The organism is Qipengyuania flava, from assembly GCF_019448255.1.
Taxonomy (GTDB): Bacteria; Pseudomonadota; Alphaproteobacteria; order Sphingomonadales; family Sphingomonadaceae; genus Qipengyuania; species Qipengyuania flava_A.
Map to the genome: position 1 here is coordinate 1,209,858 of NZ_CP080410.1, position 15,070 is coordinate 1,224,927.

Annotated in this window: 15 protein-coding genes; 5 read left to right on the plus strand and 10 right to left on the minus strand. The window is 66.2% G+C overall.

Translation table 11 applies throughout. The annotated features are described in order from the left end of the window. Positions 1 to 28: 28 nt before the first annotated feature. The 3 genes from KUV82_RS05955 to KUV82_RS05965 form a co-directional block, all read right to left on the minus strand. Positions 29 to 1,270 carry a cytochrome-c peroxidase gene (locus tag KUV82_RS05955; protein ID WP_219955959.1) on the minus strand — a complete coding sequence of 414 codons (1,242 nt, stop codon included), beginning with the start codon at positions 1,268 to 1,270 and terminating at the stop codon, positions 29 to 31. 168 nt (positions 1,271 to 1,438) lie between these two features. Next, positions 1,439 to 2,809, minus strand: coding sequence for a glutamate--cysteine ligase (locus tag KUV82_RS05960; protein ID WP_219955960.1), 1,371 nt, complete (start codon positions 2,807 to 2,809; stop codon positions 1,439 to 1,441). A gap of 42 nt (positions 2,810 to 2,851) precedes the next feature. Continuing rightward, complete coding sequence (locus tag KUV82_RS05965) at positions 2,852 to 3,607, minus strand: 16S rRNA (uracil(1498)-N(3))-methyltransferase (RefSeq protein ID WP_219955961.1); 756 nt, start codon at positions 3,605 to 3,607, stop codon at positions 2,852 to 2,854. 39 nt (positions 3,608 to 3,646) lie between these two features. On the opposite strand from KUV82_RS05965, the gene ubiA reads away from it, so the two are divergent. The 4 genes from ubiA (at position 3,647) to KUV82_RS05985 (ending at position 6,043) form a co-directional block, all read left to right on the plus strand. Further along, positions 3,647 to 4,561, plus strand: a complete 915-nt coding sequence (ubiA, locus tag KUV82_RS05970) for a 4-hydroxybenzoate octaprenyltransferase (RefSeq protein WP_219955962.1) — start codon at positions 3,647 to 3,649, stop codon at positions 4,559 to 4,561. Beyond that, positions 4,561 to 5,187 carry an SOS response-associated peptidase gene (locus tag KUV82_RS05975; protein WP_219955963.1) on the plus strand — a complete coding sequence of 209 codons (627 nt, stop codon included), beginning with the start codon at positions 4,561 to 4,563 and terminating at the stop codon, positions 5,185 to 5,187. The genes ubiA and KUV82_RS05975 overlap by 1 nt, the downstream gene beginning before the upstream one ends. A gap of 5 nt (positions 5,188 to 5,192) precedes the next feature. Next, positions 5,193 to 5,645, plus strand: a complete 453-nt coding sequence (locus tag KUV82_RS05980) for a tRNA (cytidine(34)-2'-O)-methyltransferase (protein ID WP_219955964.1) — start codon at positions 5,193 to 5,195, stop codon at positions 5,643 to 5,645. A gap of 143 nt (positions 5,646 to 5,788) precedes the next feature. Continuing rightward, positions 5,789 to 6,043 (plus strand): helix-turn-helix domain-containing protein, encoded by a 255-nt coding sequence (locus KUV82_RS05985; protein WP_258319884.1) that lies wholly within the window; start codon positions 5,789 to 5,791, stop codon positions 6,041 to 6,043. Here the strand turns inward: KUV82_RS05985 and KUV82_RS05990 are convergent. After that, positions 6,018 to 7,280, minus strand: a complete 1,263-nt coding sequence (locus tag KUV82_RS05990; RefSeq protein ID WP_219955965.1) for a Xaa-Pro dipeptidase — start codon at positions 7,278 to 7,280, stop codon at positions 6,018 to 6,020. The two genes, KUV82_RS05985 and KUV82_RS05990, sit on opposite strands and share 26 nt — an antisense overlap. A 162-nt stretch (positions 7,281 to 7,442) precedes the next feature. Next, positions 7,443 to 7,814, minus strand: a complete 372-nt coding sequence (locus KUV82_RS05995) for a VOC family protein (RefSeq protein ID WP_219955966.1) — start codon at positions 7,812 to 7,814, stop codon at positions 7,443 to 7,445. Between the two features lie 116 nt (positions 7,815 to 7,930). Here KUV82_RS05995 and soxR point away from each other — a divergent pair, with 116 nt between their 5' ends. After that, positions 7,931 to 8,368, plus strand: coding sequence for a redox-sensitive transcriptional activator SoxR (gene soxR, locus KUV82_RS06000; protein ID WP_219955967.1), 438 nt, complete (start codon positions 7,931 to 7,933; stop codon positions 8,366 to 8,368). On the opposite strand, the gene KUV82_RS06005 is transcribed toward soxR, so the two are convergent. From KUV82_RS06005 to KUV82_RS06025, 5 genes are all read right to left on the minus strand, one after another. Then, positions 8,365 to 8,892: a SixA phosphatase family protein gene (locus KUV82_RS06005; protein ID WP_219955968.1), complete on the minus strand. Its 528-nt coding sequence runs from the start codon at positions 8,890 to 8,892 to the stop codon at positions 8,365 to 8,367. The two genes, soxR and KUV82_RS06005, sit on opposite strands and share 4 nt — an antisense overlap. Before the next feature lie 141 nt (positions 8,893 to 9,033). Beyond that, positions 9,034 to 9,873 (minus strand): sterol desaturase family protein, encoded by an 840-nt coding sequence (locus KUV82_RS06010; RefSeq protein ID WP_219955969.1) that lies wholly within the window; start codon positions 9,871 to 9,873, stop codon positions 9,034 to 9,036. Positions 9,874 to 9,977: 104 nt separating this feature from the next. Further along, positions 9,978 to 11,036, minus strand: a complete 1,059-nt coding sequence (locus KUV82_RS06015) for an AraC family transcriptional regulator (RefSeq protein ID WP_219955970.1) — start codon at positions 11,034 to 11,036, stop codon at positions 9,978 to 9,980. Continuing rightward, entirely contained in the window at positions 11,033 to 13,792 is a 2,760-nt protein-coding gene (locus KUV82_RS06020) for an ATP-dependent DNA helicase (protein ID WP_219955971.1), read from the minus strand. The genes KUV82_RS06015 and KUV82_RS06020 overlap by 4 nt, the downstream gene beginning before the upstream one ends. 51 nt (positions 13,793 to 13,843) lie before the next feature. Next, a complete protein-coding gene (locus KUV82_RS06025; RefSeq protein WP_219955972.1) occupies positions 13,844 to 15,052 on the minus strand; it encodes a methionine gamma-lyase in 1,209 nt (402 codons plus the stop codon). Positions 15,053 to 15,070 lie beyond the last annotated feature (18 nt).

The following is a 15,070-nucleotide window of genomic DNA, read 5'->3' on the forward strand; positions in this document are numbered from 1 at the left end:
TGAGCTGTGGAGAGAGGCGATAGCAGGCTCAGCGGATGAAGGGATCGGAAAATTTCGGATCGCTCGCCAGCGTCTCGTCATCCAGCGTCAGGAGGAAATCGACCAGCGCCTGCCGGTCGCTGACCGAAAGGTTGAGACGCAGCGGCGCGCCGCCCGCCTGTAACCGGTTGTCGAGCGCGGGACCCGCCTGGATGCCCTCGTCGTAATGGACGATGACATCGAGCAGGCTGTCGAAGCGCCCGTCGTGCATGAAATGGGTCGAGCTACCCACGCTCTTGAGCGAGGGCGACTTGAAGACTGTGGTCTCACCTGCGTCGAGCCCGTTCGAACGGCTGTTGCCGGCGAGCGCGAATGTCGGCGGCCGGTGGCATCCGGCACAGCCCGCACCGCCGTTGTTGGGCGCTGCCATGAACAGCTGGCGGCCGCGGTTCTCGCTGGCGGTGAAGCCCGGCAGGTTGACGCCCAGGTTGCGGTTCTGCGCGTTGGGATCGAAGACCTGTGCGTAGGCTTGGTCCCAGCGGCTGTCGGTAGAGATCATCGCGCGCTCGAAATTGGCCAGCGCGCGCTCGATCCGGTTCATGGTGATCGCCTCGTCGCCGAAGACGTATCGGAACAGGACCGGGTAGTATTCAAGGCCCTGTAGCTTCGCTACCAGCGCAGCCAGCCCGCCATTGTCGCTCCAGCCCATCTCGACTGGGTTGAGAATCGGCTGCGTCGCCTGGTCTTCGACGCTGTCGGCGCGGCGATCCCAGAACATGTCGCCGGGCGCATAGAAGCGGATATTGCCAAGGCGCATGGCATGGGCATCGGTAAACTCAGCGCCGCGAAAACCTTCCGAAAAGCGTTCGTCATCGTCGAACCCGAATTGCTGCTGGTGGCAGCTCGCGCAGCTGACCGTGTCGTTGACGCTCAGCGCTGTGTCGTAGAACAGCACGCGCCCCAGCATGGCGAGCTCGTCGGTGACGGGATCGTTGTTCGGCGTGTTGTCGTCGGCAAAGACGGTGTCGTCGTAATAGGCCGGCAGCACCGGGTTGGCGTAGTTGTCGAGGCTATCGAGGTCGAGCCTCAGATAGGCCTGGATGATGGCGTTGGCCTCCTCGTTCCCCGTGGTGGTCGGGGTGGGTGTCGGCGTGGCGGTAGGCGTCGGCGTGGGTGTGGCGACCGCTGTGTTGCCGCCTCCGGCCGAACCGGAAGATCCTTCGCCCCCACATGCCGCCAAGGCCAGCGTCAGTGCGGCAATCGATGGTAATGCATGGTGCTTTGTCGGCATCCTGAGACCCTCATTTTCTTTTCCCTCGTCGCCCTCCTGCGAGCGATGCAAAGGAGATTGTCAGGGTCAATGCTGCGCGGTAACGAATTGTACGAATTCAGGAAAAGACCTGAAGATTGCGACGCAGGTGTTACGACTGCGACAATCCGTTACAGAAGCCGGGCGCGATCAGAAGCTGTATTTGTAGACGCGCTCGATGTCGCCGCCCCATTCGCCGTTGTAGCGGTCGAGCAGAACCTGCGCGGGCACCTTGCCGCTGGCGACGATCTCGTCGAGCGTTTCGAGGAAGCCGGTTTCGTTGTCGCCCGAGGTGTTGAGGCGGGCGCGCCTGGCAAGCCCGTCGCGCGAGATGGCCAGCACCTCCTTGGCAAGGTCGAGCAGCTTGCCGCCGCCCGGGATCGGCGCGTCCAGCGCAAGCTTGGGAACCGCGTTGCGCAGGTCCTCGCGCTCTTCCATCGACCAGTGCTTTACGAGGTCCCACGCCGCGTCGAGCGAGCTCTGTTCGTAGAGCAGGCCGACCCAGAAAGCGGGCAGGGCGCAGATCCGGCTCCACGGCCCGCCATCGGCGCCGCGCATTTCGAGGAAGCTCTTGAGGCGCACTTCGGGGAAGGCGGTCGAGAGGTGGTCCCACCAGTCGCTCTCGGTCGGCTTCTCGCCGGGTAGCACCGAAAGCTTGCCTTCAAGGAAGTCGCGGAAGCTCAGGCCGGCGGCGTCGATGTACTTGCCCTCGCGGAAGACGAAATACATCGGCACGTCGAGCATGTAGTCGACCCAGCGATCGTAACCGAAGCCGTCCTCGAAAACGAAGGGCAGCATGCCGGTGCGGTGCGGGTCGGTGTCACTCCAGATATGGCTGCGATAGGAGAGGTAGCCGTTGGGTTTGCCTTCGGTGAAGGGCGAATTGGCGAACAGCGCGGTGGCCAGCGGCTGCAGCGCAAGGCCGGTGCGGAACTTCTGCGCCATGTCGGCTTCGGACGAATAGTCGAGGTTCACCTGGATGGTGCAGGTGCGCAGCATCATGTCGAGGCCGAGGCTGCCGACGCGCGGCATGTGGCGCATCATTATCTCGTAACGCCCCTTGGGCATCACCGGCAGTTCGTCGCGGGTCTTGTCGGGCCACATGCCGAGGCCGAGGAAGCCGACATCGCACTGCTCGCCGATAGCCTTGACCTGCTGCAGGTGCCGGCCGGTCTCGTTGCAGGTCTGGTGGAGGTTTTCGAGCGGCGCGCCCGAAAGTTCGAGCTGGCCCGCCGGTTCCAGGCTGACCGTGCCGTCCTCGCCGCGCATGGCGATGACCTTGCCGCCTTCTTCGACCGGCTCCCAGCCGAATTCCTGCAAACTCAACAGGATATCGCGAATGCCGCCGGGCTCGTCATAGGACGGTGCGCGGTGGTCGCTCTTGTGAAAGACGAGCTTCTCGTGCTCGGTGCCGATCCGCCACTTGTCCTTGGGCTTCTCGCCCTTCTGCATCGGAGCGACCAGCTGGTCGCGGCTTTCGATGATGGGATCGGCGTCCCCAGAGGCCTCGCGCGTGCTCATGACGCGTGGCGATAGGCAACCGAACCTTGCGAGGGAAGGAAATTATTCTTCGCCGATCCAGTCGCCTGCCTCGGCCATCCACACCGCGATGCCGGCAATCGCCGCCGTCTCGCCGCGCAGGATGCGCGGGCCGAGGCTGATGGCGACCGAGGCGGGATGCGCGCGGATTGCGGCACGCTCGGCATCGTCGAAACCGCCTTCCGGGCCCACCAGCAGGGCGGCGGGCCCCTCGGCGTAGCAGAAGGCGTCGGCGGCCGGTTCGCCGCCTTCTTCGTCGGCAAAGAACAGGTGGCGCTCCTGCGGCCAGTCGCGCAGAAGGGCGTCGAGCTTGGCGACGGGGGCGATTTCAGGAAGGGCGGTGCGCGCGCATTGCTCGGCGGCCTCGGTGACGATGGTGTCCGCGCGGTCGGCGTTCAGCTTGTCCGCCACGCAGCGCCGGGTGAGGACGGGAGCGATGCGGGCCACACCCAGCTCGGTCGCTTTTTCGAGCACGAGGTCGAAGCGGTCTTTCTTCAGCAGCGCCGGGCAGAGCCAGAAATCGGGTACCGGCTCGCGCGGGCGCAGGTGCTCCCTTGGCTGCAGCAGCACCGAGCGCTTGCCCGTTTCTACCACCTCGGCCGCCCATTCGCCGGTGATATCGTCGCACAGGATCACCGCATCGCCGGGCGCCACGCGCATCACCTTGGAGAGGTAATGCGCCTGGTTGCCATCGATGGTCACAGGGCTCTGGGAGGTGACTTCCTGTTCGACGAACAGGCGCGGTGCGCTCTTGGGCGGCCAGGCGGGCGTTGCAGGCATGGCTTTGCAGGTGGCACGAGCGCGGTTAGGGAGCAAGCGATGAGCGATACCGCCACACCCGACGTCGTCCCCGACAGCGAACACCGCGGCCTCGTCGCGCGCCTGCCGCAGGTGCCGCGCGACCTTGCGCAGCTGGCGCGCTTCGACCGGCCGATCGGCTGGTGGCTGCTGTTCTGGCCCTGTGCCTGGGGCGTCTGGCTTGCGGGGGCCGGCTGGCAGGTCGAGCTGGTCGCCTGGCTCCTCCTCGGCAGCATCGCGATGCGCGGGGCGGGCTGCGTCTACAACGACATCGTCGATGCCGATCTCGACCGGAAGGTCGCGCGCACCGCCGTGCGGCCAGTGGCGAGCGGGCGGATATCGAAGAAGACTGCCTGGGGCTGGCTCTTCGCGCTCTGCGCCGTCGGTCTGCTCGTGCTGTTGCAACTGCGCCCGATCGCACAAGGCGTGGCGCTGGCGAGCGTGGCGCTGGTGGCTGCCTATCCCTTCATGAAGCGTATCACCTGGTGGCCGCAGGCATGGCTCGGCATGGTCTTTACTTGGGGCCTGCTGGTCGGCTGGAGCGAGATGCGCGCCGACAATCTCGACGCGCTCGCGGCGATGTACGTAGGCGCGGCGCTATGGGTGATCGGTTACGACACGATCTACGCCATGCAGGACCGCGAGGACGACGCGCTGGTTGGCATTCGTTCTTCCGCATTGCGTCTCGGCGGGCATGTAAAGGGCGGGGTCGCGTTGTTCTATGCCGGAGCGGTGGCGCTGTGGGCGCTTGCCTTCTGGCTCTACCGTGCGGACTGGGTCGCGCTGCTGGCGCTGGTGCCTGTTGCGGGTCACCTGTTGTGGCAGGTCGCGACGCTCGATGGCGAAGATCCCGGCAATCCGCTCGACCGTTTCCGCGCCAACCGCTGGACTGGGGCGCTTGTCGCGGCCGCCTGTTTCGTCGTGGGGAACGCCTGATGTGCAACCTTTACCGGATGACCAAGAACAAGGACGAGGTTGCGGCCTGGTTCGATGCGGTGAACGAGTTGGGCGGCGCCAATTTCGGCGACGAAGTCTTTCCCGGCTATCCCGGCGTCGTGGTGGCCGAGGGCAAGCTCACCCAGATGAGCTGGGGTTTCCCGCTGGTGATGAAGGGCAAGAACGGCCAGCCGCTCAAGCCCAAGCCGGTCAACAACGCGCGCACCGACAAGCTCGACAGCTTCTTCTGGCGCTACAGCTTCGAGGAGCGCCGCTGCCTCATCCCCGTCACCGGCTGGGCGGAGGCCGAGGGGCCGAAGGGCGGCAAGACGCGCACCTGGCTTTCGCGCCCCGATGCCGAGCTGTTCGCCGTCGCGGGCGTGTGGCGCGACAGCGAGGAATGGGGGCGCTGCTACTCCATGGTCATGACCGATGCTGCGGGCGCTGCATCCGAAGTCCACACGCGCATGCCGGTGCTGCTGCGCGAGGAGGATCGGGCCGTATGGACGCAAGGGTCGCCCGAGGAGGCGTTTGCGCTGTGCCGCCCGTGGGAGGGCGCGCTCGACCTCGACCGCACCGACCAGCCCTGGGCGGGCGCCGCGGCCAAGTCGAAGCGGCTGCTGTAACCCCTATGCGCATCGCCCTATTCGAGCCCGAAATCGCCGGGAATGTCGGCAATGTCATGCGCCTATGCGCCTGCATGGGCGTGGGCGTGGACCTGATCGAACCGCTAGGCTTCCCGTGGGACGACCGCCGTGTCCGCCGTGCGGCGATGGATTACATCGATCATGTCGAAGTGGTCCGCCATGAGGATTTCGATGCCTTCCGGGAAGCGCGAGCCGGGGCGCGGTTGGTGCTCTTCACCACGCGGGCCACGCAGTCTTCTTACGACTTCGCCTATGAAACGGACGATATACTCTTGTTCGGCAAGGAAAGCGCCGGGGTGACCGATGAAGTGCGGGCGGCGGTGGATGCAAGCGTACGCCTGCCGATGCGTGCCGAGGTGCGGTCGCTCAACCTTGCGACCAGCGCCGGGATCGCGCTTGGCGAGGCGCTCCGGCAGACCGGGACGCTGCCTGGCTGACGTTCCACGGTGGACAACCTTGCCGGCGCGATTGAGCGACTCGGAAAGGCAATCTTAACCTTGGCACCATGACGGACACCTTCGTCGCCCTTTAGGACCCAACGCGCCGCTTCCTGCTGGACCGGCTGAGCGCTGAAGGCGGGCTGACTCTCACTGATCTCGCCGAAGACCTGCCGATGACGCGCCAGGCGGTCGCCAAGCATCTTTCCGTGCTCGAAGCCGCGGAACTGGTGGCGAGCGAGCGGGACGGGCGCTGCAAGCGCCACTACATCAACCCGATGCCGCTGGCGAAGATGGCGCGCCGCTGGCTCGGCCGGTTCGAGGATGTGCCTCTTGCCGCGATGGCCGGGTTCAACGCCGCGCCCGCCGAGGTCAGTCGACCCGTTTCCCGCCCTTGATCACCGCATCGACGTCGGCCAGCTCGCCGACATCGGCCAGCGGGTCGCCATCGACCGCAATCAGATCACCCCAGGCGCCGGGCTTGACGACGCCCACTTCGCCTTCCTGGCCGAGCGCCTCGGCCGCGTTGATCGTTGCGGCCTGGATCGCTTCGAGCGGGGTCATCCCGTATTCGACCATGACGCGGAACTGACCGCCGACCAGCTCGTGCGGCATGACCGCTGCGTCGCTGGCGAAGACCATCTTCACGCCCGCCCTGTGCGCGCGGCGGAAATTGTCGCGCTGCGCCTGGCTGAGTGCGCGTTCCTTGGCGAGGTTTTCCTCCAACACCCCGTTCGCCGCGCCCTGGCTGAGCGTGTACTCGGTGTTGAAGATATCCATCGAGAAGAAGGTGCCGCGCTCCTTCGCGAGGCGGATTGCCTCGTCATCGGCGTAGCTTGCGTGTTCGATGGTGTCGAAACCGGCGCGGATGGCGGCCTTGATACCGGGTGCGCCATGGGCATGGGCGGCGGCCTTCAGGCCCCAGAAATGCGCTTCGTCGGCAATCGCGGTGAGCTCTTCGAGGCTTAGTTGCTGGATGCCGGGTGCTGTGTTGCGGCTGAAGACGCCGCCCGTGGCGCAGGCCTTGATGACCTCGGCCCCATACTTGCGCTGCTCGCGCACGCGCTTGCGCAGTTCTTCGGGGCTATCGCCGACGGCCGGGCTCTTCGCTTCGAAGCTGGGCGGCAGGAAGGTCTCGTCGCAATGCCCGCCGGTCGCGCCGAGCGCGTAGTTCGCGTTCACGATACGCGGGCCGATGATCCAACCTTCCTCGATCGCCTGGTCGACACCGGCGACGTTGTAGTCGCTGTCGCCCACGTTGCGGATGGTCGTGAAGCCGATTTCCAGCATCGTGCGCGCGTTCGAAACGGCAATCGCGGTCCAGAAACGATCGGTGAACTGGAGGCCGGAATAGCCGCCGTATTCGGGCCGTCCGGACAGGTGCACATGCATGTCGATCAGGCCGGGCAACAGCGTGTGCCCGGCAAGGTCGATCCGCTCCGCCCCTTCGGGGACGGCGCCGCCCGAGGTGACGCTCGACACCTTGCCATCGACGATCACGACTACCGGGTTCGAGACATAGCGGCCGGTCTCCACGTCGAGCAGGCGGTCGGCGGTCACCGCGACCGTTTCGGCCGAAAGCGGGGCTGCGGATGCGGCGAGCGCGGCAAGGGCCGCCAGAACACTGGTCTTCATGTGATTTCCCCCGGATGCGGCCTTGGAAAGAACGGCCATCCGGGGGAAAGTCATACACGAACCGGCTTTGCGGAAAAGGGCGGTCGCGGTCTGGGCGTGGGGGAGGCCGGTTTGTCCTTCGGATCGGGGCGAGGACCGAACAGCGGGCGGCGAGGCATGATCTCATTCATAGCTGACCACCTCGAATTCGATGCCGTCCCAGTCGAAGAAGTAGAACCGGCGCCCTGGTTCGTAATCGTCGTGCCCAAAGGGCTTGAGGCCGTGGGCGACCACCACCTTCTCGGCGGCGTCGAGATCGTCGACCGTAAAGGCGATGTGGTTGAGCGGGTGCCCCTTGGAGTAATCGCCCTTCACATGGTCGCCGGTGTAGAGCGCGAGGTAATCGTGATCATCGCCGACATGGAGGCTGTGGCCGCCCAGTTGCGATTCGCCCCTCCAGCGTTCGTGCCAGCCGAGCAGGTCGACAAGCAGCGCAGCGCTGCGATCGGGATCGGTGACCGAGATATTGGCATGTTCAAGTTTGCCCTTGGGCATGGTGCATCTCCTGATTGGGGCCCTGCGCTGCGGCAGTGGCCCGGTGTCGATGCCGGGATAGATAGAACCTCAACCTAACTTGAGATCAACCTTTGAAAATGCCATGACTGTGATCGATGAAATCGAGCGACCTTCTCACCATCGGCGAATTGGCCGGACGCACCGGCCTCTCCGTCTCCGCAATCCGCTACTATGAGGGCAAGGGCCTGGTCGAGGCGCTGCGCACCAGCGGCAACCAGCGCCGGTTCCTTCGCGGGGACATCCGCCGGCTGAGCTTTATCCTGATTGCGCAGAAACTGGGACTCTCGCTGACCGAGATCGAGGACGCGCTGGCCTCGCTCCCACAAGGGCGAAACCCCACCGCCGCAGACTGGAAGCGCATCAGCGGCGAGATTCGCCGACGGATCGACGCGCAGATCACCGCGCTGGAGAAGGTGCGCGCGAATCTCGACGGATGCATCGGCTGCGGCTGCCTGAGCCTGAAGAAATGCGCTCTCTACAACCCGCAAGACGAGCGCGGTGCAGGCGCGCCGGGGCCCTGGGTTCTTCGCTAGTACTCCGGCCCCAGATCCGCATCGAGGTCGCGCGGGCGGGCGAAATGGACCAGCGTCCCGCAGCCGTCGCGTAGGTCGGCCCAGTCCTCGATGTCGAGCTCGAACACGGCGAAGGCGGCGGTCGGGAACTTGACCTTGGCCTCGTCGTAGAGCGCGTTTTCGTTCTTGGGGGCGACCAGCTCGAACAGCATGTCGCCAAGCCCCGGGTTGTGGCCGGACAGCATGAGCGTGTCGGCGTCGCCGCCCTTTTCGCGGATCACGTCCATGATCGTGTCTGTTCCGGCAAGATAGAGGCGCTCGTCCCATTCGGGCTTGAGATCGGGCAGGCCGACAGCGAGCGTGCGCTTCACGCGTTCGGCCGGGCTTGCGACGAGCCGGTCCCATTTCACCCCGTGATCGCGAATGTGCTGGCCGATAACCGCGGCGCCCTTGCGCCCGCGATCGTTCAGGCCCCGGTCGAAATCGCGCTTGTCGCTATCCCCCCAATCGGACTTGGCGTGGCGCAGAAGACCCAGGACTTTCACGGCGCGTCGTTCTCCACTGGCGGGGCGCGATAACCTGCCCCTTGCGACATAGGGGCCCGGGCAACGCCTGCCCGGACCCCTGCTTTGCCAGTATGTAGCGCGTATGTCAGCGGGGTTGCGGAAATATTCCGCCGCTTGCGCCTAGCCCTGCGCCTGCGCCGCGGCCTGCTCGTCCACCTTGCGGCCCCAGCGGATCGGCTTGGCGACCGCGCGGAAGCGCTCCTTGTATTCCGGATGCTCGGTGCCCATCCAGCGGTCCCACCAGGTGAAGTAGAGCCCGAAATTGTAGTTGAAGGTGCTGTGGTGCAGGTCGTGGTGGGTGGTCGTGTTGATCCAGCCGACCCATTTGCTGTCGACCCAGCCGGCCGGCATGATCTCCACACCGGCATGGCCCATCACGTTGCGGATGATCTGGAACCAGATGAACACCAGGATGGCCATGCCGATGTAGGGAATGCCCATGAGACTGGTGGCGAGCAGGTAGAGCGGCACGAAGGCGGCCTCCGTGATCGCTTCCCAGATCGAGAAGCTGTAGGCGGTGAACGGCGTCGGCGTGCGCGACTTGTGGTGATGCAAGTGCGTGGCCTTGTAGAGCGCGCGGGCGTGCAGCGCGCGGTGCATCCAGTAGAAATAGGCGTCGTGCGCCACGATCATCGCAGCCGCCTGCAGCATGAGCAAAACGGGCGAGAAACTGTCGAAATGGAACCGTATGATCCCGGCCTCGCGCAGGAACAGCGTCGCCAGTGTCGTCACGCCGAAGAAGAACACGGTGCGCACGGAGGAGAGGATCTCCCGCCGGTAATCGGCAGGCGCTGCACGGCGGGTCTGGATCCTTCGGCGGTCGGCCCATCCCTTGAAGATGACGAGGATGGCAAACATCACCGAGGCCGCGACCACATAGCGAAAGAGGTCGAAATACATGACCTCTAGGATGTGGCCGCTGATCTTCTCGGCGAGGCTGGTGAGGGTTTCGGCGTTCATGGCGTTTCTCCCGTTGCGGTGTGGGAGAGGAATGGCAGGTGCACCGGCCAGCGTCGCCGCGGGTTCGAAAAATGCCGGTCAATTGCGAATTCGACCGGCATTTTTCAGTTCTGACCGATGGCTTCGCGCCGGAAATCCGACGGCGTGGTGCCGGTTTCGCTGCGGAACGCCCGGTTGAAGGTGGGCAGCGAATTGTAGCCAAGGTCCATCGCGATGGTGAGGACCGGAAGGTCGACCTTTTCCCTATCGGCGAGCAGCTCGCATGCCTCTGCTATGCGGTGGCGGTTGAGAAAGGCCGAGAAATTGCGATAGCCGAGCCGCTGGTTGATCAGCGAGCGCAGCCGGTGCTCGGGCGTGTCGAGATGCTCTGCAAGACCGGCGATGGTAAGGCCGGGAGTTCGATAGTGCCCGCCTGCCATCGCGGCTTCCAGCTTCTCCTTCAGCACCATTTCAGACGGAGAAAGCGTTTCACCCGAGGCCTCTACCGGCCGATCCTCGACCGTTTCGACCATCAGGACGGGATCGGTGTCGAGCAGGGCGTGGCCTGCAAACAGGGTGAGCGCGAAGATCAAACCTGCGTTAGCAAGCTGGACGGGCGGGTAGGGGATCGCCTCGCCCACGATCAGCTCGAAAGTCAGGATGCCGCCCGCCTGCGCCGCGACAAGCAGGGGCAGCCACAGGCGAATGAGGCGGCGCTTCTCGATCAGATCGTCGGCGCGGTCAGCAAGGCCGATGCGCACGAGGTCCGCAATCAGCACCAGCGAGAGGACGTGGATGACGTAAAAACCCATCGGATGGCCGATCCACCGCCCGACCGGCGTGTCGGCAGAGATGAAATTGCCCGAGAACCAGCTGAGGATAAGGATCGCCGCGCTGCCCAAGATCGCCCAGCGCGGGGGTGTGCGCTCGAACAGGGTCCGGGCAAACATCCAGATCCAGAAGGGGGTGAAGAGCGAGAATAGGTCGACCGCCGATTCCAGCCCCGTCTGCCCGCGCGCGATCAGGGGCGAGGAATTGAACAGGTAGGCAACCGCGCCCAGCAGCAGGCCGGCAAGGCTGATCTTGATCCCTGCGCGGGCGCGGCCTGCAACGAGCAGCAATAGCAGCAGGGTTGCCGCGCCGGCCGTGGCAATCCGCAGGGTCGTATCGAGCGCTTCGATCATGGCGTCTCTTGTGCCGCGCTCTCCGCCTTGGCGCCAGTGCTGTCAGCATCGGCATCAAGGCCCTCGGCGACGCGTTTCAGCGCTTCGTCGAGCGTGACACGGTGGACCGGCGTGCCTTCGGGGAATGCGCTCAGCAAGCGGCTGGGAAAGGCCGAGGAAAGCACGATGAAATGGCCGGCGTCCTCGCGGCTGCGGATCAGGCGGCCGAAGGCCTGCGCGAGGCGAGCGCGGATGATCCGGTCGTCGTAACGCTGGGCGCCGCCCTCCTGCTCGGCGGCCGCGGCGCGGCGTGCGCGGTGGAGAATGGTCGGCCGCGGCCAGGGCACGCTTTCCATGACCACGCAGCGAAGCGAGCGGCCCGGCACATCAACCCCGTCGCGCAGCGCATCGGTGCCGAGCAGGCTCGCGCGCGGATCGTCGCGGAAAATGTCGGTCAGCGTGCCCGTATCGATTGGGTCGACGTGCTGGGCAAACAGCGGCAGGCCGGCACGCGCAAGCCGGTCGGCAATCCGGCCATAGACCGCGCGCATCCGGCGGATGGCCGTGAACAGGCCCAGCACCCCGCCGTCGCAGGCCTCGATCAGCCGGGCGTATGCTCCGGCCAGCGCCGGGATGTCGCCCTTGCGGATGTCGGTGACGATCAGCACCTCGGCGCGGCTCGCATAGTCGAAGGGGCTGTCGGCCTGCGCTGTCTTGGGCATCAGCTCAAGATGAGGCGCGCCGCTCTTGGAGATGGCGTGCGGCCAGTCGGGCCCGGTGTCGCTGCGGTCGGTCAGCGTGGCGCTGGTCATCATCACGCCGTGCGCGGGTTCGAGGACGACGCTCGCAAAAGGCTTCATCGGGTCGAGCCAATGGCGGTAGAGCCCGACGTCGAATTCGCGCGCGTCGTTGCGATCGACCTGCAACCAGTCGACGAATTCAGGGTCGGCCGGGCCGCCAAGCCGCGAAAGCAGCGCCTCCCAGGCCGCGATCAGGTCGATCCGCCAGGCGAGCGAGTGGCGCGCGCCTTCGATCCGTGCGCGGCCCTGTCCGTCGAGCCAGTCGGGCGCGTCTTCCATGATCGCCTCCAGCCGCCCGCCAAGCTTGAGGAGAGGCGTGCGGATGGCCGCCAGCGCCTGCGCAGCGGTACCCGCGGCCTCGACCAGTTCGCCGGGAAGCTGCGAGGTTTCGGTCTCGATTCCGTAGCCGGCCTCCAGCCCCTTCTCGTCGCGCGCAAAGGTGGTCGCGCGCACGGCGGCGAGCAGGTTTTCTAGCGGTCCCAGCGGGGCACCTTCCGCCAGGCGACCGAGCCAGCCATCCGACGGCAGCGCCTGCGCCGCTTCGACCGCGTCTTCCACCGCTTCGCCGCCCGCGTCGTCACAGCTCGCCACGTCGGCGAGACGGGCGGAGAGACCCCGGCGGCGACCCCGGCTGTTCTTTTCCGGCCCGATAATCCAGCGCCGCAGCTCGATTGCCTCCTGCCCGGTGAGCGCGGCGGAAAAGGTGCTGTCGGCGGCGTCGAAGACGTGGTGTCCCTCGTCGAAGACAATGCGGGTCGGGCGGCTCGTCACATCGCGGCCGCGCGCGGCGTTGACCATCACGAGCGCGTGGTTGGCGATGACGAGATCGGCCTGCGCCGCGTTTCGCGCGCTCCTTTCGATGAAGCACTTCCGGTAATGGGGGCAGCCGGCATAGACGCATTCGCCGCGCTGGTCGGTCAGCGCGGCAATCCCGCGCTTGCGGAACAGCGTGCCCAGCCAACCCGGCAAGTCGCCGCCGATCATATCGCCGTCCTGCGAGTAGGCCGCCCAGCGCGCGACCAGCTGCGCAAGGATTGCGGGCCGTCCCGCAAAGCCGCCCTGCAACGCGTCTTCGAGGTTGAGCAGGCAGAGGTAGTTTTCCCGCCCCTTGCGCACGACCACGGGCGGCGACCCGTCGGGCCGAATGCTGGGCCAGGCGCGGCGGCTCTCCTGCCGTAGCTGCCGCTGGAGGTTCTTGGTGTAGGTCGACACCCAGACCGTCCCGCCCGATCGTTCCGCCCAGAGCGAGGCGGGCGCAAGGTAGCCAAGCGTCTTCCCGATCCCCGTTCCGGCCTGGGCGAGCAGGACATGCGGGCGCCTCTCCTTGTCGCGCGGGCTGAAGACATGGCCCGCGCCCTTGGAAAACAGACGCTGGCCCTCGCGCCGCTCCGCGCCTTCACCAGTCAGCCGCTCGAGCTGCGCTTCGATTTCGGGTTCGTCGATCAGGACCTGCGCGGGCTGGGGACGCTCGGGCGTTTCTTCCCATTCGGGCAGGCGGCTGAAGAGCCATTTCTCGGCCCGTTCCGGGCGGCGGATATGCGGCGCGAGCACGCCCGCCCAGGGCCAGCGCAGCTTGGCGAGCGATTGCAGCGCGGACCAGGCGCCTTCGCGTTCGGCCCAGTCCTCGCTCTCGCACGTCGTCACCAGCGCGCCCGCCGCCTGCTGGAGAAGCAGCGGGACGCCTGCGTCATCGGCCGGTTCGTCGAGGCCCAGCGCATCGGCCAGTCCCTTTGGCGTCGGCACGCAGAATTTGGCCGGGTGGACGAAAGCGAAGAGCTCCAGCAGGTCGAGGCCGGAAAGGTCCGGATAGCCCAGCCGGTTCGCCACCAGCGGCGCGTTCATCAGCAGCTGCGGCGTATCGGCGGCAGCCATGACCGCCTCGCCCTTGGAGCATCCCCGCGTCGCGCCATTGGCGTCGCGCAGCCAGGTGCCGGCGTGGCTCGCGTGCAGGGCAGGGAGGGGGAGAGGCTGGCTCACCCCTGCGGGTTAGAACACATGCGGAACGCTGCGCAAGCGTGTGCAGCCCACTTATGCCGCGATCGACAGCTCCGATGCGGCGAGCGCCTGTTCGAGGTCGGCGAAGATGTCTTCGGCGTCTTCCAGCCCGATCGACAGGCGCAGCAGGCCTTCGCCGATGCCATGCGCGGCGCGCTCTTCGGGGGTGTAGGTCGAATGGGTCATGCTCGCCGGGTGCTGGATCAGCGTTTCCGCATCGCCCAGCGAAACCGCGCGGGTGATCATGGTGAGGCGGTTCATGAAGCGAATGCCCTGTTCGTACCCGCCGGCAAGGTCGAAGGCGATCATGCCGCCCGGCAAAGCCATCTGGCGGCTGGCAAGCTCTGCCTGGGCGAAGCTTTCGAGGCCGGGATAGTGGACGGCGGCGACCTGCGGCTGGGTTTCGAGCCAGCGGGCGACCGCAAGCGCGGTCTGGCTGTGACGTTCCATGCGCAGGGCAAGGGTCTTGAGGCCGCGCATGATCAGCGTTGCGGTGAACGGGCTCATCACGGCACCGGTCATGTCCTTGAGGCCCTCGAGGCGGACCTTCTGCATCGTCTCCGCGCTGCCCGCGACGAGACCGCCGACCAGATCGCCATGTCCGCCAAGATACTTGGTCGCCGAATGCACGACGATATCCGCGCCCAGCTCGATCGGGCGGGTGAGGGCCGGGGTAGCGTAGGTGTTGTCGACCACGACCTGCGCGCCGGTCTCATGCGCGACTTTGCTGATCGCGGCGATATCGACGAGGCGCATATTCGGGTTCGCCGGGGTCTCGAAATAGACGACCTTCACGCGCTCGCTCATCGCGGCCTCCAGAGCCGCCGGGTCGGTCAGGTCGACATGCGTGACCTTTACGCCGAACTTGGCAAGGCCGTGGCGGAAGAAGGCGAAGGTGCAGCCGTAGAGCGTCTTGTCGGTGATGATCTCGTCGCCGGCCTGCAGCAGGCTCCACATCACCGCCGTGATTGCGCCCATGCCGCTGGCCGTCGCGACGCCCGCTTCGGCGCCTTCCAGCGTCGCTATGCGCTGTTCGAGCAGGTCGAGCGTGGGGTTGGAGATGCGGCTGTAGAAGTAGCCCTGCTCCTGTCCTGCGAAGATCGCGCCGCCCTGTTCCGCGCTGTCGAACGCAAAGGTCGAGGCCATGTGCATTGGCGGAGTCAGCGCGCCCTGGTTCTCGGCCGGATCGTAGCCATGGTGGATGGCGCGGCTGGAAAATCCGGACAGGGTGGTGCGACTCATGGGGTGTGCCTCTCTTCG

Coding starts and splice junctions, on each gene's coding strand:
- KUV82_RS05995 (WP_219955966.1), bottom strand. CDS start 7,814: ATGCCCAAGGGCAAACTTGAACATGCCAATATCTCGGTCACCGATCCC.
- KUV82_RS06010 (WP_219955969.1), bottom strand. CDS start 9,873: ATGAACGCCGAAACCCTCACCAGCCTCGCCGAGAAGATCAGCGGCCAC.
- KUV82_RS05975 (WP_219955963.1), top strand. CDS start 4,561: ATGTGCAACCTTTACCGGATGACCAAGAACAAGGACGAGGTTGCGGCC.
- KUV82_RS05965 (WP_219955961.1), bottom strand. CDS start 3,607: ATGCCTGCAACGCCCGCCTGGCCGCCCAAGAGCGCACCGCGCCTGTTC.
- KUV82_RS05960 (WP_219955960.1), bottom strand. CDS start 2,809: ATGAGCACGCGCGAGGCCTCTGGGGACGCCGATCCCATCATCGAAAGC.
- KUV82_RS05990 (WP_219955965.1), bottom strand. CDS start 7,280: ATGAAGACCAGTGTTCTGGCGGCCCTTGCCGCGCTCGCCGCATCCGCA.
- soxR (WP_219955967.1), top strand. CDS start 7,931: ATGAAATCGAGCGACCTTCTCACCATCGGCGAATTGGCCGGACGCACC.
- KUV82_RS06015 (WP_219955970.1), bottom strand. CDS start 11,036: ATGATCGAAGCGCTCGATACGACCCTGCGGATTGCCACGGCCGGCGCG.
- KUV82_RS05955 (WP_219955959.1), bottom strand. CDS start 1,270: ATGCCGACAAAGCACCATGCATTACCATCGATTGCCGCACTGACGCTG.
- KUV82_RS05980 (WP_219955964.1), top strand. CDS start 5,193: ATGCGCATCGCCCTATTCGAGCCCGAAATCGCCGGGAATGTCGGCAAT.
- KUV82_RS06025 (WP_219955972.1), bottom strand. CDS start 15,052: ATGAGTCGCACCACCCTGTCCGGATTTTCCAGCCGCGCCATCCACCAT.
- ubiA (WP_219955962.1), top strand. CDS start 3,647: ATGAGCGATACCGCCACACCCGACGTCGTCCCCGACAGCGAACACCGC.